The organism is Paenibacillus sp. GL_099_B (assembly GCF_057835695.1).
In genome coordinates this window covers 3,505,546-3,527,326 of record NZ_CM174430.1, presented here as the reverse complement: position 1 = coordinate 3,527,326, position 21,781 = coordinate 3,505,546, and the positions used below count along the sequence as shown (strand labels likewise).

16 protein-coding genes are annotated in these 21,781 nt (G+C 47.8%); 1 reads left to right on the top strand and 15 read right to left on the bottom strand.

Annotated features, from left to right (window positions below; genetic code table 11):
* Positions 1–268: 268 nt before the first annotated feature.
* The 15 genes from AC3ITG_RS16090 to AC3ITG_RS16020 all read right to left on the bottom strand — a co-directional run bounded on the left by AC3ITG_RS16090 (position 269) and on the right by AC3ITG_RS16020 (position 20,286).
* On the bottom strand, positions 269–916 hold the full coding sequence (locus tag AC3ITG_RS16090; protein WP_489254370.1) for a nucleotidyltransferase family protein: 648 nt from the start codon (positions 914–916) through the stop codon (positions 269–271).
* Positions 882–2,060, bottom strand: a complete 1,179-nt coding sequence (locus AC3ITG_RS16085) for an XdhC family protein (RefSeq protein ID WP_489254369.1) — start codon at positions 2,058–2,060, stop codon at positions 882–884. The genes AC3ITG_RS16090 and AC3ITG_RS16085 overlap by 35 nt, the downstream gene beginning before the upstream one ends.
* Before the next feature lie 129 nt (positions 2,061–2,189).
* On the bottom strand, positions 2,190–3,512 hold the full coding sequence (locus AC3ITG_RS16080) for a 5'-deoxyadenosine deaminase (protein WP_413378948.1): 1,323 nt from the start codon (positions 3,510–3,512) through the stop codon (positions 2,190–2,192).
* Between the two features lie 108 nt (positions 3,513–3,620).
* Positions 3,621–5,216 (bottom strand): gamma-glutamyltransferase, encoded by a 1,596-nt coding sequence (ggt, locus tag AC3ITG_RS16075; RefSeq protein WP_489254368.1) that lies wholly within the window; start codon positions 5,214–5,216, stop codon positions 3,621–3,623.
* A complete protein-coding gene (locus AC3ITG_RS16070) occupies positions 5,210–6,451 on the bottom strand; it encodes a pyridoxal-phosphate-dependent aminotransferase family protein (RefSeq protein WP_413378944.1) in 1,242 nt (413 codons plus the stop codon). Before AC3ITG_RS16070 ends, ggt begins: the two co-directional genes overlap by 7 nt.
* A gap of 6 nt (positions 6,452–6,457) precedes the next feature.
* A complete protein-coding gene (locus tag AC3ITG_RS16065) occupies positions 6,458–7,759 on the bottom strand; it encodes a Zn-dependent hydrolase (protein ID WP_489254367.1) in 1,302 nt (433 codons plus the stop codon).
* Positions 7,756–9,162 carry an allantoinase AllB gene (gene allB, locus AC3ITG_RS16060; RefSeq protein ID WP_489254366.1) on the bottom strand — a complete coding sequence of 469 codons (1,407 nt, stop codon included), beginning with the start codon at positions 9,160–9,162 and terminating at the stop codon, positions 7,756–7,758. The genes AC3ITG_RS16065 and allB overlap by 4 nt, the downstream gene beginning before the upstream one ends.
* 39 nt (positions 9,163–9,201) lie before the next feature.
* Entirely contained in the window at positions 9,202–9,582 is a 381-nt protein-coding gene (gene uraH, locus AC3ITG_RS16055; RefSeq protein WP_413378937.1) for a hydroxyisourate hydrolase, read from the bottom strand.
* Entirely contained in the window at positions 9,579–11,084 is a 1,506-nt protein-coding gene (gene pucL, locus AC3ITG_RS16050) for a factor-independent urate hydroxylase (protein WP_489254365.1), read from the bottom strand. The genes uraH and pucL overlap by 4 nt, the downstream gene beginning before the upstream one ends.
* Positions 11,085–11,381: 297 nt before the next feature.
* Positions 11,382–13,004: a PucR family transcriptional regulator gene (locus AC3ITG_RS16045; protein ID WP_489254364.1), complete on the bottom strand. Its 1,623-nt coding sequence runs from the start codon at positions 13,002–13,004 to the stop codon at positions 11,382–11,384.
* Between the two features lie 256 nt (positions 13,005–13,260).
* Positions 13,261–16,002, bottom strand: coding sequence for a CHASE3 domain-containing protein (locus tag AC3ITG_RS16040; protein WP_489254363.1), 2,742 nt, complete (start codon positions 16,000–16,002; stop codon positions 13,261–13,263).
* Between the two features lie 186 nt (positions 16,003–16,188).
* A complete protein-coding gene (fumC, locus tag AC3ITG_RS16035; RefSeq protein WP_063563935.1) occupies positions 16,189–17,577 on the bottom strand; it encodes a class II fumarate hydratase in 1,389 nt (462 codons plus the stop codon).
* A gap of 224 nt (positions 17,578–17,801) precedes the next feature.
* Positions 17,802–18,812, bottom strand: a complete 1,011-nt coding sequence (locus tag AC3ITG_RS16030; protein WP_489254362.1) for an aldose 1-epimerase — start codon at positions 18,810–18,812, stop codon at positions 17,802–17,804.
* Between the two features lie 213 nt (positions 18,813–19,025).
* The gene (locus tag AC3ITG_RS16025) at positions 19,026–19,835 is read right to left on the bottom strand and encodes an MBL fold metallo-hydrolase (RefSeq protein WP_489254361.1); all 810 of its coding nucleotides are present in this window, start codon (positions 19,833–19,835) and stop codon (positions 19,026–19,028) included.
* 184 nt (positions 19,836–20,019) lie between these two features.
* Positions 20,020–20,286 carry a hypothetical protein gene (locus AC3ITG_RS16020; protein ID WP_174532100.1) on the bottom strand — a complete coding sequence of 89 codons (267 nt, stop codon included), beginning with the start codon at positions 20,284–20,286 and terminating at the stop codon, positions 20,020–20,022.
* Positions 20,287–20,500: 214 nt separating this feature from the next.
* Between AC3ITG_RS16020 and AC3ITG_RS16015 the strand changes: the two genes are divergently transcribed.
* Complete coding sequence (locus AC3ITG_RS16015; RefSeq protein ID WP_413378923.1) at positions 20,501–21,733, top strand: aminopeptidase; 1,233 nt, start codon at positions 20,501–20,503, stop codon at positions 21,731–21,733.
* Positions 21,734–21,781: the final 48 nt, after the last annotated feature.

Below are 21,781 nucleotides of genomic sequence, written 5' to 3'. Positions count from 1 at the left end.
CGGGGTGTTGGATATGAACGAATGATCCAAATAATTCTTCAAATCATATGGGACTGCAACAATAAGGTCAATTATCTTCACATCATTTTGGATAAATGTATAAATACACTGTTTAATTTGTGTGTGATGCATTATTAACTCTCAAAAGCTAACACAAGTCACTTCATAACCAATTAGATAAAAACAATAAAGAGGCCAACCAGATGGTCTGGTTGACCTCTTTACTTCGAGAATAATACACAAGGAATCACTCCTTCTGCCGTGATCTTCATTCATTTTCCCCATTCACATAATCCAAAATGCGCTCCAGCTCTGGTTCGGTATCTGCATCCCAAAAGCTAAAATCAGACAGCGATACATGCGTGCCTGCATATTTGGCATTGCGCATGATTTTTCGCGCCCCCTCATCTCCGCTGAGCGACAAAAGAGGCCCCAGCATATGCTCACGAAAGGCTACCGGAGGCTTGCCTCCACCGCCATCCGTAGCTGCTGCATAATCACACAGTTTGTTGGCGGCTAACGCCTCAGCAACCCTGTTTATATCCCGTGCCTGCAAGAGCGGCTGATCTGCCAAAATCATCATCACACCTTCTGGTCTGTATGCCATAGAAGACAGAATGCCACAGTGAAGAGACATGGCCATACCGTATGCATAATCGGTACAGATTGCAATCTGTAGCTTCGTCCTCGTATCTGGAGTACAGCCATATGATGCTGCATTGAGCCACATGGAAGGGATCCATGCCAATGAATCCTCTGGTTTGACTACACAGATGACTCTCTCCAAATCTGAATTCAAGGCAGCTTCCAAGGTCCATGCGGCCAAACACCTTCCATCAGGCATGATGATAGACAGTTTATCACGCCCCATTCGGCTGCTCTTACCTGCCGCTAGCACGATGCCCGTCAGTCGCATGTGCAATCCCCCTCTGTACGTTGCGACGCTCTGCGGCAACAACTGCACGTTTACAGGCAATAAGTTCTGCTGCGATGCTGATTGCGATCTCTTCCGGTCCGTCGGCACCAATGGTCAAGCCGACGGGTGAATGCAAATGTTTTAGTGGGGGGAGATCGTTCAGCAAACGTGCTGTCCGTGTTCTGGAGCCCATGATACCAAGGTATGCATAATTCCGATCCTCAAGTAATTCAAGAAATTCCCGTTCTCTCGGAAACTGATGACTCATCAATACGATATAATCCCCGCTTTGGATATCCAGTACAGGCATGATCTCACGAGGGAAACCATGGATAAGTTCAACCCCTGGGAAGCGTTCAGCGGTGCATAAGGTTTCTCGCCAATCTGCTACGACCACACGAAATCCTGCTGATTTACCCAGACGGGCGACCGGAATCACATCATTTCCGGCTCCAACAATAATCAGACGGGGTTTGGGCTCATATCTTGCAGAGATCTTTAGGGGGACATCCCACCGCTCTGTATCAGTCAATCCTTCATGCCTCTGAAGATCATTCTCTCCAGAATTAAATGCGACAGCGTCAGCTTCAGACGAATGAATAACGACCAACGATAGTCGCGGTGTGTCCTCTGTAAACATTGTATTTATTGGACCTAGAGAAGCTCCCTTGGCAACTGGGGAAGGGCATAATGATGTATGACTTTCTGCATCCTCAGCGAGCTGAATCACATAATGAATCCGGGTGTATTGATCGTAGAATGAACGGGTTAGCTCAACAGCTGATCCAGATTGAAAATACGTATGCATATGGGACAAGATCGACCTGAGTTCACCACATACCGGCTCTAGAAGCACTATAATCAACCCGCCGCAGCCAATCGTTTCCCCCCAGGACAAATCATCTTCGGGACGCATATCATATTCCACAAATTCCAACTCTTGTGTATCCAGCACACGGTCCACCCTAGCCAGCAGATCACTCTCCAGACAACCTGGACTGATACTGCCATACATCACACCTTCTTCGGTCAAAAGCATAGAGCCTCCCTGCTTACGGTAAGCATGACCTTCTACCTTAACCGCTGTTGCGAGAATACAGCGCGGTTCCCGCGCTGCAATTGCACACAGATCATGCATTTCCATCGCGTCTCCATCCTTTCAGGGATTTGGATCCGAATCCGAAGAAGTGATTCTGGACCTTCCTAGCGTATATTGAATGTCCAACTTTTGCTCAGACAGTTCATTGGATGAGTTTCATCCGATTGCATTCGACTAGATGCGTTTCATCAATCTTGCAATACTTTTATCCGATTCACGAAGCACGATACCACGATCAATCGTTTGAATCTTCCGGTTTTTGAGCACGATGCTTCCATCAATAATAACGGTATCCACACAGCTTCGCGTTGCGGAATAGACCACACGGGAATACACATCGGTCTCATAGGAAGGGTACGTATGAAAATCTTCCAGATCCAGCAGTAACATATCTGCTTTTTTACCCACTTCCAGACTGCCGATTTCCTTGGACATTCCGAGCACTTCCGCTCCACCCATCGTCGCCATGCGCAGCACCGTGCGGGCATCCATCACTGTTGGACCATGAGGCACCTTTTGAATGAGAGCGGTCAGGCGCATTTCCTGGAACATATCCAGATTGTTGTTACACGGCGCACCATCGGCACCAATCCCTACCGCAATCTGGCGATTCAGCAGATCAGGAATATCCGCTATACCCGAGGAGAGTTTCATATTCGATCCGGGGCAGTGGGTGACTTTTACCCCGCGTTTTCGAATAATCTCCTTCTCTTCCTCACTCAGCCACACACAGTGGGCGAGCACCAATCTTGGGGTAGCCAGGCCGATATGATCCAGATAGACGATGTTGCGCATACCACGTTCGTGTTCCACCAATTCGATCTCGCCACGATTTTCGGAGGCGTGGGTGTGCACCTTCACATGGTACTTATTCGACAGGTCACGTACCTCAACCAATAATTCCTCGGTGCACGAGACGACAAAGCGTGGACAAAACGCATACTGAATGCGTCCGCCGCCGAATCCGTTCCATTTCTCCAGCAAATCGACACTTTGTTGCAGCGAGGTAGCCGTATTTTCACGCAGCGGTTCAGGAACTTCATCCCCGTGATCCATCATCACTTTACCGGAAATCACCCGAATGCCGCTCTGTGCCATCGCCTGAAAAGCCGAATCGGTATGATGCACGGTCTCCATATCCAAAATCGTCGTTGTACCGCTGGAGATCAATTCGCCCAAGCCGAGCATCGCGGAGTAATAGACAGATTCCTCATCATGCGCTGCCTCAAGCGGCCAGATGCGTTGACGAAGCCAATCCATCAGTTCCAGGTCGTCTGCACGTCCGCGGAACAAGGTCTGACATAGATGAATATGCGTCTGGATAAAACCTGGCAGCAGCACTTTGCCTCGAGCATCAATGACCTGATCTGCCTGAACATCGATATGCTCTGCAATCTCTTTGATTTTATTGTCCTCGATCAGCAAATCTCCCGTAAATACATCCTCTTCTGCATTCATTGTGACGAGTTGTGCACCTTTTAGCAGGATCGTTCCCATGATAATCTCCCCTATCCGTATCTATCTGCGTAATTTTTACTAATTCTGATCCTGCATATTGAGGATGATCTTCTTTGGATCTATGCATGATGCTTCACATAAATCACGCTACCACCCGATAGCCATGCCATCTCCTCTAGGATCTGCTGCCCCACTAATCATGCCATCTTCATGGATGACAATCCCTTGTGACTGCCCCATAATCCCGTCCCACGGCGCTCTGGCTTCGACATTATGCCCCCATCGAGCAAGCGTGTCACATACGTCGTCATGATAGCGGTTCTCCACTCGCATCGTGTCGCCTTCCTCGCCCCAGGTACGCCCATATACCCATCGTGGCAGCCCAATGGCTTCCTGAATGTTCAGACCATAGTCCAGCACACCCGTAAGAACCGATAACTGTGTCTGAGGCTGGCCCTCACCACCTTGCGTGCCTACGAGCATATATGGTTTTCCGTTACGAGTGACAAGACCCGGCATTAGGGTGTGGAATGAGCGTTTATTCGGTTCCAATACGTTGGCGTCCTTCGGATCAAGTGAGAAAAAGGACCCGCGGTTCTGCATGATCACACCCGTATCGCCCGGCACATAGGCAGCGCCAAAATCAAAGTACAGGCTCTGAATAAACGAGACGGCATTCCCTTCATTGTCCACAACCGCCGCATAAGCCGTATCCTGACCCATCATTTTGGACAGAAAAGGCTGTGCCACAGGTGGAGCGGACTGAATCTCGTTCCACAATGCATCTCCATAAACCTTGGATAACAGATTTTCCAGCGGAATATCCCTGAACTCCGGATCTGTGAGATATCGATCACGGTCACGAAAAGCCTTTTTGACCACTTCAGCCATCAAATGATAAAACTCGGGGGACGTACGCGCCACGGATGATAGATCAATATGTTCCAGCATATTCAACATCATCAGCATCGAGAAACCCTGTGAATTCGGCGGCATCTGGTGAACTTGATAGCCACGGTAATCGGTAGTGATCGGCTTCACCCACTCTCCCTTGTGAGCCGCGAAATCCGCTAGGGCAAGCATGCCGCCATCCTCACGAATAGCCGAAGTTAGCTGCTCCGCCAGTTCCCCGGTATAAAAAACATCACGTCCACCTGCCTGAATCAGGCGAATGGAAGAGGCAAGATCAGGCTGCAAGAGCAGATCGCCTTCCTGCAAAAGTGTACCAAAAGGGGCAAATACCGCTCGCAGCGGTGTATGCCCCATAATGAAATCCTCATCACGTTCCAGCCACAGGCGCAGATTTCGGGATACAGGGCACCCCTTTTCCGCATATTGCGCAGCTGGTTCAAGTAACTGTTCCCACTTTAACTTCCCGTAGCGGGACCAGACTTCCCACCATGTATCTACCATTCCAGGAACCGTAATGGCACTAAGCACGCCTCGTTGAGGAATGGCGCTCATCCCCATCGCTTTAAACGTATCAGCATGAATACCTGCTGCTGAACGACCGCTTCCGTTGTAGGCCGTTATATCACCACTTGCTCCATCGTGAATTAGAAAGAAAGCATCTCCGCCAAGTCCTGTCATGTGCGGGTAGACTACGCCCAGTGCAGCACTAACCGCAATCGCTGCATCATAAGCGTTACCACCCTGCTGGAGGATTGAGCTGCCAACCGCACTCGCCAAATAATGTGGGGAGGTAACCATCACCTCCCTGGATATCGGCATCTGGTTCAACATAAGACACCCTCCTTCCCAGCATACACATCCAGCGCTACCTGCACGGCCTCCCCTGCTGGCAAGGCGTGACGATGACGCAACAAGACAGCTTCCAGTGCACCTAGCACATGCAGTACATTTTTGCGCTGGCAGCTGAATCCCATCGTACCAATACGCCAAATCTTGCCTTTCAGTGGTCCAAATGAGCTGGCAATCTCAATACTGAAATCGTTCAGAAGCATGCTGCGTACCGATTCTCCGTCTATGTCATCCGGAATTTCGATACAAGTGACCATCGGAAGTTTACTAGATAACTCTCCATACAGTTTGAGCCCCATGCCCTGAATTCCCGCAACCAACGCTCGTTCATTGATCCGATGTCTCTGGAAACGGGCATCCAGACCTTCCTGAAGCAAAATCCGCAGTCCTTCGTGAAGACCGTAGAGCATCGAAGTAGCCTCTGTATGATGGTTCAACCGTGCCGAACTCCAGTAGTCCTGCAATTGGCTCAGGTCAAAATAATTACTGGCAATCGTGCGTCCTTCAGCCCGAGCACTTGTTGCATCCCGGAGTCCCCGTTCGACGGTTTTGCGGCTCATCAGTTTCTTCTCCACACGGCTGTTATACGTTATTGGCGCCATCCCGGATGGAACGGACAAACACTTCTGCGTTCCACCCATCACCGCATCCAGATGCCAGGCATCTGTCTCAACAGGTGTACCGCCAATTGTGGCAACTGCATCGACGACAAGTAAAATATCCAGTTCACGACAGGCTTTACCAATCTCGGTGAGAGGCTGCATTTGCCCGGTTGATGTCTCGCCGTGAACCATCGCAACCAAACTCGGCTTATGTGCATGGATCGCTTTGATTACCTCTTCGGGATCAAATACTGTTCCCCACTCTGTTTCAAAAAAGATAACCTCGGCACCACAGCGTTCCGAAATTTCAACCAACAGATGTCCAAAGCGACCATAGATGGGGACCAGCACCTTGTCCCCCGGTTGGATCAGACTGACCAGCACGGCTTCAATACCCGAACGAGATGTGCCATCTACCGGATAACACCACTCATTGTCTGTCATGTATAGTTCACGCAGCATGGCCATCGTCTCATTCATCAGGGAAGTGAACTCCGGATCAAACTGCCCTAGAATCGGGAAGGATAATGCCCTCAGAACTCTTGGGTCGACTTCAACTGGCCCCGGTGTCATGATCGTTCGCAAGGACGGGGACAATTCTTTATAGTTGGACATCTTCACTCAACTCCCGTAACCGTATTTATAGAGTAACTGGACGAGAACCCGGAAACCTTTCATCAGGTCCTCTTCAGCTGTATATTCAAGGGGATTATGGCTAATTCCATCCTGGCTAGGTACAAAAATCATCGCTGTGGCGCAAGCCGGCTGAAAGATCTGCGAATCATGTCCTGCTCCGCTTGGCATGTGTATATAGGATAATTGCTCCAATTCACAAATATCACGAATGTCTGTGGTAATCCGTTCGTTCATCGGAATGGGACTGACAGACAAGTGCTCTTCCCAGTTCAGCCCGAGCTGTTGCTCGGCTGCGATTCGGCTAAATGCCTGAAGTATATTCTGCCAGCATCGGTCAATGCTCTCTTGCCTAATATGCCGGATATCCAGTGAGAATACGGCTCGTGAAGCAACAACGTTGCCGACGCCTGGATCAGCTGTTATTCGTCCCACAGTGGCTACAAGTGGTTCTCCCGCTTCAAGCGCAATGTGTCTTACGGCTGTGATCATCTCGGATGCACCTGCAAGTGCATCCTTGCGCCAGGACATCGGTGTAGTTCCGGCATGATTCGCTTCGCCACTTACTGTAATGCTAAAGCGTTTCTGGCCTACAATATCCGATACAATACCAATCGAATGGCCCAATCGTTCAAGGACCTGACCTTGCTCGATATGAAGTTCGATAAACGCACCATATGTGTGTGAAGCCGTTCTATAGCTGCTGTCTGGTCCAAAGCCTGCATCACGTATCGCCTGTGCAAAGGTAATGCCTTCTTGATCCTTCAAATGCTGAACTTCTTCCAGCCAGCTTACCCCTGTTATACTCCGTGATCCCCAGTAAGCAAAGGGGAATCGACTACCTTCTTCCTCGCATAGGGACACGACTTGAAGCGTTCGTTTAGGTGCCCCAAAACTTTTCTGTAGATACTCTAGCGCGAGCACTCCCGCAACTACTCCATATGCGCCGTCATACTTTCCACCATGTACCACAGTATCAATATGGGACCCCGTAACAATCGGCGCCTCTTCCATTCCTGTTCCTAAACCCGTACCGTACAGAGTTCCATACAGGTTGCCCGATTGATCGAATTCAGGAGCCAACCCTTTCTCCTGCATTTTTGCCGCAAGCGCATGTTGTGCCTCACACCATGCTTGGTCATACAATAGGCGTGTCACACCTCCCTGGGGATCAGCGCCATAGGCGGACAACCAGTCAAGCATGCCTTTCAGCTGCATCTGCTCCAATTGTGGCAAAGGCTGGATGGGACGTTCCGTACCAGAAGGCGTGTGTACTTCAAAGTCCGTCATGATATCCCCTCCGTTCCTTCAACACCAACTGGAACAGATGAGTTAGCACGAATAAATCGTCCCACAGGTTCATCCGATAATCCTGTTTTTGAACTGTATACTCGTGTGCCCCGGCAGAACACATCTGCAATGCTGGAGGAAAACGTGCGTCCCACATAAGGACTCTGTTTATGTGTGTAGTGCAGGTCATCCGTATTTAAGGTTGTATTCTTCACCCAATCAATAAGTACCAGATCCGCGTCCTTGCCGATGGCGATCTCACCTTTGCTCTCCAACCCAAGTCTTCTGGCAGGTTGCAGAGCCAGGACTTTTCCGAGCAACGGGAGGGCTACATTTCGCTGAAGATGTCCTTCCTCCAACATGAGTAGCAACGTGCTTTGCGCACCAGAGATGCCACCCCAGATTTCAAAGAAATTATCAGATTGTTTCATCGATGGCGGACAAGGTGAGTGGTCGGATGCAATAACATCAATTAGGCCTTCTTCCAGCGCATCCCATAACTGATCTTGCTCAGCCTGACTCCGCAATGGCGGTGCACACTTAGCTACAGCTCCCAACCGGACAACATCCTCATCTGTCAGAGTCAGGTAATGCGGACATGTTTCAGAAGTTACATCCAGCCCGCGCTGTTTCGCCTCTGCAATCAGATCAAGCGCTTCCCGTGTACTGATATGAACAAAATGCAGTGCACATCCGGTTTGCTCCCCATATTGCAGCGCTCGGAACACCGCCCGAACCTCTGCTTCTGCTGGGCGAGATTGCAAGTAATCCATCGGGCCAATTCGCCCGTCTGCAATACTTCTGGCACCAAGTTCAGCAACCATCGCTTCGTCTTCCGCATGAAGCGCCAGCACACGGTTCAACTTTGCAATTTCATACATGCCATTCAAAAGTGTATCGTCATCCGCTCTGGCGAAGATGTCTTCCCCTTCTCCGCCAGGTTCAGACATAAATGCCTTGAATCCTGCCGCACCCATACCAGCCAAAGGAGCAAGCTCGACCCGGTTGCCCGGAACAAGTCCTCCCCAGAACGCATAATCAACATAAGATTGACCGTCGGCTGCTTTCATTTTCGACTCCCAAGCCTCCGTTCTAATTGTTGGGGGGACACCGTTAAGCGGCATATCGACATACGTCGTAATTCCGCCTGCAGCCAATGATGCTGATCCCGACTTGAATCCCTCCCAGCTCGCGAGTCCAGGTTCATTGAAATGAACATGAATATCTACCACCCCTGGCATCACGGAGAGGCCATTTGCTTCTATTATTTCAGTGTCTTCATCACCCACTAGGTGTGAGGACAAAGCAGATATTTTTTCACCAGTAATCCCAATATCCAGTTCTTCCACGCTATCTCTCAATACAACCCGGGCTCCCCGGATGATCGTATCTAATCTTGTCATATGGATGACCCTCCCTGATCAGAACCGGATTCATATATTTCAGCTTCCCCGGTATGTACTGTAACCTCCTGGCGCAATCAACAAAGGAATGTGGTAGTGACTTGCAGCATCAGATACGGCAAACCGAATCGGTACAACTGTCCATAACGCCTGCCCCAATTCTTCAAGAGATCTCTGTGCGTAATAACCCTCAACGTTGAATTGAAGCTCATATACCGCTTGCTCAAGCTTCCCGCCTTCAAGTAACGAAGCATCCAGACGCCCATCGGCATTGGTCACCGATTCAGCAACTTTCATTTTGTTTTCCTTCTCGCCATCCCTGTGCAATACAAAAAGTTCAACCCGAACGCCTTCGGCCGGAACGCCCTTGGAAGTATCCAACACATGCGTAGTAATCCGTCCTCCCGCCACCGACATCATGCCTCCCCGTCTTTCTTCGAGCCCCTATGGTCAGCCTCTAGATCATCCCTTGTCATTGAGAAGCCCTGGAACCCATAAGGAGGTCTGGCCTCGGTGAATACTTTGCCTTCTCCTTCTTTTACTTCCTCCAGCACCGTCTCCCATGTCCGATTGTTGGATTCAAATGAAACTTCACTGAGCTGTCCAAATCGACGCAAGAGTCTTAGTCCAATCTGATAAATCAGATGCTGAATGGATGCCGAACGACACGCATGGAACAGGGCAGCAGCAACATCTCTTACCTGCTCCGCCGCTACATAACGCCCACGCTGATCGTCCATGCCATCTCTCGGGTCCTCGTAACGCCAATTGATATTCAGGAAAATGAACAGTGGACGGTCCCATGTCTCGGGTAAGGTGGTGTACTCATCCTTGACAAAACCGGCAAATTCACTGCCTTTGACCTTTATCAGTCTGATATCTGCAACACCACTGAAATGATTGCTCAGTTCGACCTGATTTCCTTTTCGCTGCGCTTCAATTGCAGCTGTCGCCCGATCATTCTGGGAATAACGGAATACCAGCTCGCTTGCACGAAGGCTTCCCTCTCTGCGAACAGGCACATCTTCAAAAGGAATCTGATCTGCCGTCATCTGAACTTTGGTCATCTGCGGATATGTCTCCAGAAAACGTCGGCTGACGTAAGCGAGATAACCTTCCACCGTAGCTCCGTAGTAATCCGCAGCATGTTTTAGGATGAAATTCTTCATTGAATCCGTTGCAACGACGTGAGAGTTATCTCCTTCGATAAAAGAAGGCAGAAATTCGTCGCCTTGCACAGCTACTTTAATGTTTAATCCGAACAGGATATTATTCCGTCCGGTGAAAGGAGATTCCGGGATGGGCTGGATACCCGTCAACGGTTTGGCGTATGAGCGGTACATCCATACGTCCCCTTTGCCGTAATACATGGTCCGCTGCTTTACTTCGGATGGCTTACATTCAAACTCATGTTCATGACCAATCTGTACCAGCCACTGCTCCAATCGAATGGAAGCAATCTTGAACACTTCCTTCAGAGCGGTCTGGAATTCTTCCTCTCTTCCTCTCTGATTGCGCCTCCGCATGGACTCCAGGATAGACTGAGCTGTGTGACCTTTTACGGCCAATATAAAAGGAAAGCCAAATTGGCTTGTATATTCTTTGTTCAATTTACTAAGTTCGTTGTATTGCTCCGGCGAAAGTGAATTAAGCCCTGCACCAGCCTGTTCCTGAACGGAATTGCTGCTCATGCTGATCCGCGCCCCGAGATCCGGGTGATTACAAAGCAGCTGCAACTTGACCTTTTCGTCGGATGTCTGCACTACGTTTTTCATCACATTTATCATTTGTTCAAAAGAGTCGAATGGCCGTGAAGGCCAGGAACGCTCCGCCACCCAAGGTGATTCTTCGAATAGTCCGCCAAACGTATGCACGAACTGTGTGATAGACCAGTTGTTAACGAGTTTAATGAAGTCGCCCATGTTAGAACCTCCGGTCTTCTGTGGATTGTTGTTCTTCATTTTAAGTGTCTCTCGATACTGCGACAACATTATTTACGCAAATTTGTAATATAACATAACATCAGTTATGTGATTTGTTAGCAATGCACGGGATTTGGTTGTTCAAATGTAATGAAAAGCGAAAAAAACCGCACTTCCTCAAGGGAAATACGGTTTTATCTGACATGCCTGCTTCATTGTCATGCTGCACAACACTTGTTCTGGATAATGATTATGATCATAAAAGTATTTACGTATTAAATGTGTCCACTCTTCAGATTAATGATGCTGCGAATACGGCCTTGCCGCAGTTTTGTCCCGTACAAACTTACGGAAGGTGAACACTAGCTTTAATTTCAGCAAATCATTAGTCTTCTTAAAGTCCATTTGCAGCAAACTTCCGACTTTCTCCATCCGATAGGTAACAGTGTTCCGGTGCACAAACAGCTGCTTCGCAGCTTCGTTAATGAGTCCATCATTCTCGATAAAAGATTCCAACGTATTCATCAGTACCTGATTGGGATCGCCATCCCTGGCCAGTAATGGCTCAAGTACTTTATTGCAGTAATTCTCCATGATGTTATCCGGAACATGTTGAAATACATAGGCAAATTCCAGCATCTCGAACTGAAGAGCACGATCCTTCATCCCGAATCGGCGAGCCAGTTGACGGGTATCCAGACATTCCTGATAGGCTTCGCGCAGCGACTTCGGCTCATGCTTCATTTTACTGATCCAGAACCGCGGTGCAGATGTTCCCTTGGCTTCCTGTGCTGCAAGAACATCACCAAACCGATTCAGCAGGAATGCTGATAATTCTTCTCCATAATCCCGCCCTGTTGGACAGGTATAGATGGATAGTATGCCATCTTCGATCTGAAAATGTTGTGAGGCCGTGAATTGCATCAACGGATTGTACTGCAACTCGCGGTGGATCTGTTTCAGTAGCTTTCCTTCTGCAAAAACAGACGGTTCCAGCGTGATCAATACACATTGATAGGTCCCCTGGAACAAATGAACCCCTTTATTTTCGCTGAGCTTGGTGAGTTCATCTACCGTCATTTTGTTATCTAGATATTGGGTTAACAGCGTACGCATCTCATCCTGAACGGTGGGGTTAATGTGTTCTCGATAGGTCATATCCATATAGAATGCCAGGACATCCGCAGCCTGCTGAAACAATTCTTCCTCCGCTCTAAGTGACAGCGCTGACTCTGTAAAGACGAGTAAAAATCCGTATTCTTCATCATTCTGCTTGATAGGTACCCGGTGACAGCTTCCCTGATTCCATTTCACTCGGTGCATAACGGACTTCCAGGGCCAGCCCTGTACTACCGCATCTCCTGAAATGCCTTCGCTGCCGTACAGTACATGTCCGCGGGAGCCAATAACCGCAAGCGGATAATTCAAAACGGTAGCGAGTTCGGCAAATACACTCCGATGCTGTTGCTGTTGCAATGCAAAGTGCATCAATTTTTTCTGTTTTTGCACCACCTCGTGCAGTAAACGATTGCTGCGTTCATGTTCAGCCTTGAATAACGCATTCATCTGGTCGGAAAATGTAAACTGAAACGGCAGTTCCAGCAGCGGTAACCGCAGTCGATCTGCTTCCTCGATAATCCCTTGCGGAATGGCCTGCCAGAAGCGGCCCAATTTAATGCCAAGCCCAGCACAACCGCGTTCGTTCAGGCGGCGCATCAAACGAAGTGCATCGGTCTCGTTGTCTTTCATAATAAATGCGGTTGTGAACAGCAATTCTCCGGATTTGATCCAATCCGCTATATCTGGAGCGTCCATGACGTTAACGGATTTCATCATCCGCGAAGTCCCTTCCCCACCTGCAACCAGTCTGGCCTCAGACAACGGGTATACCTGTAAAGCCTCTTTAACCGTGAGCTGCATGGACATTACCTCCCATATATATAACTCAAGAAACCGTTTATATCCTTGATTTGGACTTGAACAAAGGTTATACACTTGGTTTTAACCATTTTATTGAAATAAACCTTGAATGTTGTTAAGTATTATAACATCATTTTTATTTAAATAGCTCACATGAGAAAAAAATAAAACCCATGACACAATTGCAGCAATCGTTGCGCAACTGGCATAGGTTTTATTTTTGAGTTGATACATATTGAATTACAAACGGAAAAGATCAGATTCCCAATGTTTCGTGACTCAGCCACAATTTCATCCGGGACAGTACCTCTTTCATATTGAGCGGTTTGCTAATATAATCTGAAGCTCCTGCCGCGATACATTTATCACGATCTTCTTTCATGGCTTTGGCAGTCAAAGCAATAATAGGGAGCTTCTTGAGATTTAATCTCTCACGTATTTGGCGAGTGGTTTCATACCCATCCAACTCTGGCATCATGATATCCATCAAGATAATATCCGGATTCGCTTCTCCGCTCTCTAACATCTCCAGGCACTCGTAGCCATTCTGAGCTGTAATCACCTTCATGTCATACTGCTCAAGAGCATTTGCCAAGGCATATACATTTCGAATATCATCATCGACAACGAGAACCTGACGACCATTCAATAATGATTCTTCAAGTGGAGTCAGCAACATCTCGATTTTGGTTGAATTCATTCCTGAAGCACTGTTTATTTCAGGAGCAGTCACGGCAACCTCGTTCAAGAACAATCTGGAGTTCTGCATAACCTCAGGCTCTTCCCTTCTAAGCGGGAGGAATAGGGTGAAGACACTTCCTTGTCCTTCGCGACTCGTTGCTGAGATTGATCCTCCCAACAGATTGGCAAGGGATTGAGAGATCGACAGTCCCAGTCCGGTTCCACCGTATTTTCGGGCTGTGGCTCCATCTGCCTGCTTGAACGCATCAAAGATCTGCAACAGTTTGTTGTCCGAAATGCCAATTCCGGTATCACTAACCGAGAAAGCTATACCATCCGTCTCTGCTCCGTTCGCTTCAGCATTGGACAGACTCACTCTGGAGATGGTTAAGGCCACTTCACCTCCATTGGTGAATTTGAAAGCATTGGAGAGCAAATTACGCAAAATCTGGTGTAACCTCATCTCGTCGGAAAAAATCGTTTCCGGCAGAGGGCTTTGAAGCTGAATCCGGAAATCAATTCCTTTTTGCTCCGCCGTTTTCAGGAAATATTGATTCATCGCTTCCGGCAGGCTTCCAAGATAGACATCATCCAAATCCACTTCCATCTCTCCGGCCTCCACTTTGGAAAGATCGAGGATATCGTTAATCAGATTCAACAGGTCCTTGCCTGATGTATGGATCACCGAAGCATATTTCTGTTCCTCACTGTTTAAGTGCTGATGTTTGTTCTCAGCCAATATCTCGGACAGAATCAGCATACTGTTCAGCGGGGTACGCAGTTCATGCGACATATTCGCCAGGAACTCAGACTTATAACCAGAGCTTGTCCGTAACTGATCCGCTACTTCTGCAAGTTCGCTGACAGAGGTCTCAGCCACATTTTTCTGCATTTCCAGACGCTCGTTCAACATGTACAGTTCTTCTGTCTGCATATGTAATTCTTCCGTCTGGGACACCATTTCTTCGGTCTGTGCCTGCAGTTTCTCCGATTGTGTCTGCAATTCTTCATTCAACACCTGGGATTCATCATACAAATGCTGTAATTCCATGCGTGTTACGGTGGAATGTAGCGAGACCCCGAAGATTTCGATCAGTTCGGTTAGCAGCTTTGTTTCCTTTGGTTCGATCTGCTTCATGGAAGCCAGTTCGATTACAGCTATCGTTTTACCTTCAAATACCACCGGGGCTACCGTGAGTGATGCAGCTGACGCATCACCAAGTCCCGATGAGATGCGAATATAATTTTGAGGCAAGTCGTTCATCTGCAAAACTCGCTTCTCAATCGCACTCTGACCGACTAATCCCTCACCCGGTGCAACGGATACTTTACCGAGGGAACGCTCTTTCTCTCCATCTGCTGCATACGCAGCTACACGAATGAGACGATTCTCTTTCATTGCATATAACACGCCATAAGGGGCTTCAAGCAGGATCGCGACTTGGTTTAGGAACAACCGTGACAGTCCCTCCAGACTTGTTGGGTTCTGCAGGAGCGTAGCTATGCTGGCAACCCGATCCTTAAGTCGATTCTGTTCCTGTACCGTGTCAAGCAATATGTTCGTCTCTTTACCTAAATCACCGACCTCATCTTGTGTTCGAACAAGAATACGCTGTGTGAGATTGCCGCCTTGAGATATGTCGCTGATGGTATGTTTGACTTCACGCAGGGTCTTGACGATATTGCCCGAAATGACAAGCGCTGCGGCAACAGATAGTCCGGCAACGGCAGCCCATAAGGTGTACATAATGGTAAGGAGTGTGGAGCTTCGCGCTGCGAGTTCGGTCACCCGGCTCTCCGTGAGGCGCAACTCAGTGTTGCGGAAGTTCTCGAACTGGGATCTTAACAGATCAATTTCGCTTTTCCCCGGATCGGAATGGAAAAATTCAATGACTTTCTCCTGATCTCCTTGTCTTTTTAGGGCTACCGAGGCTGCTCCGGCAACATCAATCCAACGGACAATATGTGTTTTGATGGTTTCCAGAGTCATCTGCTGGGATGGGTTATCGCTAACCAGCTCATACAGTTCGGCATAATTGGAGTTCCACTGGGTTAGCGCTTGGTTGTATGGCTCTAAATAACTTTCTTCCCCGGTAATCATGAATCCCCGCTGTCCTGTTTCCATATTCAGAACATTTTTCTCAATTGCATTGGTCAGGTTATGCACTTCCAGGTCGTGGTGGCTGATAAAATCGATTTCCTTCTGCGATGCATCAATTTGGGCAGATAGCACCAGCAAAACGGCACCAAATAACAACACAACCACTAGATAGCCCAATAGAATTTTGGAGCGTATCGTGAATCTTCTCTTTTTCAACAACGCAGAAACCTCCAATGAAATAAACAATTCCGATCGATTAAAAAAAAGTCGCATATGTAGTTTATATGTATACGTATAGACTGACAAGCATTAGTTCACGTTCACGAACCTCACGAGCTAAAAAACGACCTGCATATGCAGGCCGCTTGTTTATTAGAATGAAGTTCGCATGATAATGATTGATTAGGCTTTCGGGGCAATCATTTTCGCTGGATCAACATACTGATCGAATTGCTCTTCCGTAAGCAGACCTGTCTGCAATGTAGCTTCTTTCAGAGACAGTCCTTCCTTATGCGCAAGCTTGGCAATTTTGGCTGCATTCTCATAACCGATGTGCGGATTAAGAGCAGTAACCAGCATAAGCGAGTTATTCAGATTATGTTCAATCTGACTGAGGTTAGGCTCAATGCCCACCGCACATTTATCGTTAAATGCAACGATGGAATCAGCAAGAAGCTGAACGGATTGCAGGAAGTTATAGATAATAACCGGTTTGAACACATTCAACTCGAAGTTGCCCTGACTTGCCGCGAAGCCAATCGCCGCATCGTTCCCCATCACTTGCGTAACCACCATGGTCATCGCCTCGCTCTGGGTTGGATTCACTTTACCCGGCATAATGGAACTGCCCGGTTCGTTCTCTGGAATACGAATCTCTCCCAGACCACTGCGTGGACCACTAGCCAGCCAGCGAACATCATTGGCAATTTTCATCAAGTCAGCTGCAAGCGCTTTAACTGCACCGTGAGCGTAGACCACTTCATCATGACTTGTAAGCGCGTGAAATTTGTTTGGTGCTGATACAAAATCCTTGCCGGTATGCTTGCCAATTTCCTTCGCTGTATAATCACCAAAGTCAGGATGTGCATTAATTCCAGTTCCCACAGCAGTACCACCAATTGCGAGTTCTTTCATATAATTAACACTATCCCGAATCATGCGTTCACTCTTATCGAGCATCGCTTCCCAGCCGCTGATCTCCTGACCGAGTGTAATTGGCGTTGCATCCTGAAGATGTGTACGTCCAATTTTGATAATATCTTTGAATTTTTCCGATTTGTCTGCAAAAGTGGCTTTCAGCACCGCGATTGCCGGCAAGAGCTGATCTTCAACAGCAAGTACACCTGCAACATGGAGAGCCGTTGGGAATGTATCATTGGAGCTCTGGGACATGTTCACATCATCATTCGGATGCAGACGTTCTTCCTTGCCCTTTTGTTCAAGCAATTGGTTACCCAGGTTAGCAATGACTTCGTTTACGTTCATGTTGGACTGTGTTCCGCTACCCGTCTGCCATACCACGAGCGGGAAATGATCATCAATCCGGCCTGCAATAATTTCATCAGCGGCATAAGCGATAGCATCCGATTTGGCAGCGGACAATTTACCCAATTTATGGTTACTGGCAGCAGCGCTTTTTTTCAAAATGGCAAGAGCACGTACGACTTCCATCGGCATATGCTCGCGACCAATCGGAAAGTTCTCCTTGCTGCGCTGCGTTTGAGCTCCCCACAGCCTGTCGGCTGGTACTTTCATTTCACCTAACGTATCTCTCTCAATGCGGTATTCCACTTGCTTTTCCTCCTCCAAAAAGATGGTTTGGGTCTCTACAAAAATACGTATACATTCTTTTCTTCACAGCATCTTGCATCTGTTGATTCCAAAGTCACCTTTGGGATTTATGCAAAATGCTTTTATGAGCAAAGCTTGTGTATCTTGTCATATTATACATGATTGACTGACAGGTTTTCACCTTTTCGACAAAAATGTAAGCGTGACGCAAAATGTCTGAGTATTTATTTTTGCGGTTTGATCGGATAAAGACGGCTGGTTTGCTCGAATACTTCGCCTGGCTCAAGACCAATAAGACCGATTTCTTCAGCAGGAATGCCTTGTACATTCGGAGCGTTGACCAGGTTCATCTGTGGTTCAGGACAGAAGAAGCCACCAGTCATGTTGTTATTCCAGATCATCCAGTGCTTGTATGACGTGCCTACATCATATACAAGCTTGTCACCGGTACGATGATCGGTAAGCTCCATATAGTTGCGCCCATTCTGCGGTTCTGCAGTGTAATGGTTGTCCATGGCTGCAAAAAACGGACTAACACCCTCACCCTTTAATTGCTCTTCCTCTGGTGTAAGCGGTTGAAATTGTCCCGTAGGCAAAGAACGTTCATTCAATTCACGACGCTGACCAATCGTTATTTTGGCCGTGTAATCGGATGCCTGGCTTTCCGGTGCAAAAGGTACGCTAATGGCTGTATGGAATGCGAACAGGTTGGGCATACGTTCCTTCCCGTTATTGTGGACATTCAATTGCTGCTGAAGTCCCAGACTACTCAGCGAATAACGGAGCGTCACTTTAAAGGTGAATGGCAGGAATTTGTAGAAGACATGTCCTTCCTTCACTTCTTGACTAAGCACAACATAACTCTCCAGCTCGTCAGATCCGTAGCCCTCAACCTTCCACTCGGCATCATGCAGGAATCCATGCAGATGGTTGCCTGTAGCTGGTTCGTTTACAGGTAGTTGATAGACTTCACCGTTCCAAGGGAAGCGGCCATCCTCATAGCGATTTGGTGGGGAAAGAATCGGAATACCGTATACGGCAGGTGCAGCCATAAATTCGTCCATATGTTCCTGGTCCGGCTCACGCAAATAACGGAACCCCTGCTCTGTATCACGGAAAGCAACAAGGTTGGCACCCACGCTCGGAATAACAGCCGCTTCGAATTGATTAAAACGAAGCCAGACGGCTGGTATACCTCCAAATTGTTCTTCGAAAGCTGCATTTTGCTGTGTCATCGTTATATGTACCTCCTGCATACTAAGGTTTATTATACGGCTCGACTATATCATGACCGCGCACAAAATACCAATCTATGATAGAGAACAAATTCATGATGGAACGACAAAAAAGACAGCTACGAAGCTCCGTGGCTGTCCCCATCCGCTTATGCTGCCGTAATGGAATCATTCCAGATTTCAATGGAATACCCATGCATGGCATCAGCTCTATTAATCCACATATTTGCCGTGATTCGGAACGGCGGTCTGTTCGAAATCAAGATCGAGTCGCTCCAGCGAATCTTTCAGCATTTCTCCGGTTAAGGAATGTCCGTGGCCGGTAACAGCAACTATGGGCTCCAGTCGACGAATATGCTGAACCGATCGATGAGCCGCTTCCCAATCCGTCGTGAAATACGCGGGTGGACCGTGCAACTGTTTGTCCTGAAGCAGCACACTCCAGAGCGATTCCTGTTTCACGGTGACGATCGCGTCTCCCGCAATCAGGGTACGGTCATCTTTCCGGAATAGCGACACATGGCCCGGCGTATGACCGGGTGTATGCAGCCATTCCCAGCCAGAAACACCTGGGATGGAATGATCATCCGGCAGACTGAATATTCGATCATCCAGATTAATAGCTTCATTAGGATAAGCAAATGACAGCCTTGCCATCAAACCCCCACCTACAGTAGGGTCCGCGGGAGGGTAATCCTTCACACCTGTCAAATAAGGCAGTTCCAGCGGGTGTGCATACACTGGGACACCCCAGAATTGTTCCAATTCGATGACGGTCCCGACATGATCAAAATGACCATGTGTCAAAATAATCGCAGACGGTGGACCAGGAAAGCGTTCAGTTGCAACATGAAGAATCTGATCAGTGAAACTCGCAATTCCAGTGTCCACGAGCACCCAGTTCCTGCTTCCAGGCTCCCCGATGAACACAACATTAACGAACAGTGTACGCAGACTGAGGATATCGTGCGCGACTTCTTCAAGTCCCGTCATTCCTGCTGTAATCAGATTGTCAGATGCCATTCACGGTTACCTCCCATTCAGGCGGATTGTCTCTCTGGTTCCATTCATCTGTCATAGACTTCCCTTTTCTGGAGTAACTATTCCTTATTCCCAATAAAATAGACGGTGGACGCCCTGTTTCAGGCATACACCGTCTAGTATAATCAGCTACATTCCATATTAGAACAAGAACCTCTCGGTCCTATTATGCTGGGTAAGCGTCCAGTGCCGCATCAAGCAGCTGATTGTACATATCGTCATCGTTTTCCAGCAGCTCGTCCATACGCAGCAATTCCTCTTCATCACCGGATTGTTCAGTGAAATGCAGACTATAGTCCCAATCCTTGCCGTTCTTGCTCATAAACGTAATCTCATAAACTGACTTTTCGCCTTCTGCACGAAAAACCGTATTTCCTACATAATTCTTCTCATCTTCACGACGCATCTCTGCACGAATAATCTCAATATTCACAATCGTTCTCTCCTTTAATCTCTCTTCAGTTGCAGGTCTCCACAATTTATGGTAAACCTAGTTTGGTAATTATTATTGGTTAATTGTACAATATATATCGTAGCAACGTATACCTTATTCAATGAGGGAACCATACTGACTCCTTACATACCTGTAATGAGGACTATAATAACAAACAGCTACGACATTATACCAAACAGGAGGAAAAAATAGCATGAACAATTTTGAAACGAATTTACAACAATATGCCGAACTGGCTGTCAAAGTCGGTGTCAATGTCCATCCTGGGCAGACTCTCGTCGTGAACGCACCAATCTCGGCTGCACATTTTGTGCGCCTGATCGTCAAAGCCGCTTATGGCACAGGTGCCAAGCTGGTCAAAGTAAACTGGAGCGACGAAGTGGTTACACGCCTTCATTATGACCTTGCACCCGAAGAATCCTTCTCTATTGAACCGAAATGGTTCGCAGGCGAGATGACTGAACTCGTGGAAGAAGGCGCTGCTATCCTTCATGTTATTGCAGAAAATCCGGATCTGCTTGCCGGTGTACCCCAAGAACGGATCGTGACTAGTCAGAAAGTACGCGGTAAAGCGTTGGAGAAATATCGCTCCTATCAGATGGCTGATAAATTCAGCTGGTCCATCGTTGCCGTTCCTTCCCCTGAATGGGCTGCCAAAGTATTTCCTGATCTTCCGGCAGAGCAGCAAATCGATAAATTGTGGGATGTCATCTTCAAAACCGTTCGCATTGGTGAGCAGGATGCTGTCGCTGAATGGAAAACGCATTTGTTGAATCTCGACTCCCGCGCTGATCTGCTCAACGAGAAGAAATACAAAAAGCTTCACTATACAGCCCCTGGCACAGACCTGACTATCGAGCTTCCTGAAGGCCATCTGTGGGTATCCGGTGGCAGCATCAATGAGCAGGGACACGTCTTCGTTGCCAATATGCCTACAGAGGAAGTGTTCACCGCTCCACTGAAAACCGGAGTTAACGGTACAGTTCGCAGCACCAAGCCACTGAGTTATGGTGGCAACCTGATCGACGGCTTCTCCATCACTTTCGAAAATGGTCGAATTGTCGATTATACTGCTGAACAAGGACTCGATTCATTGAAAAGCTTGATCGAAATGGATGAAGGCGCACATTATCTGGGCGAGGTAGCTCTCGTTCCACATCAATCGCCAATTTCGGATACGAATATTTTGTTCTACAACACCCTCTTTGATGAAAATGCATCCAACCATCTGGCTATCGGTAACGCCTATGCCTTCTGTCTGGAAGGCGGCAAAACGATGTCCAAGGATGAATTGATCAGCCATGGCATGAACTCCAGTCTCACTCATGTGGATTTCATGATTGGATCAGGAGAAATGAACATTCACGGTGTCACTTCCGAAGGTAGCGAAGAGCCAATCTTCCTGCAAGGCAACTGGGCTTTCTAATTTAAACGATGTAAATTAAACGGTGTAAATGAGAGAGAGGGTCACTCC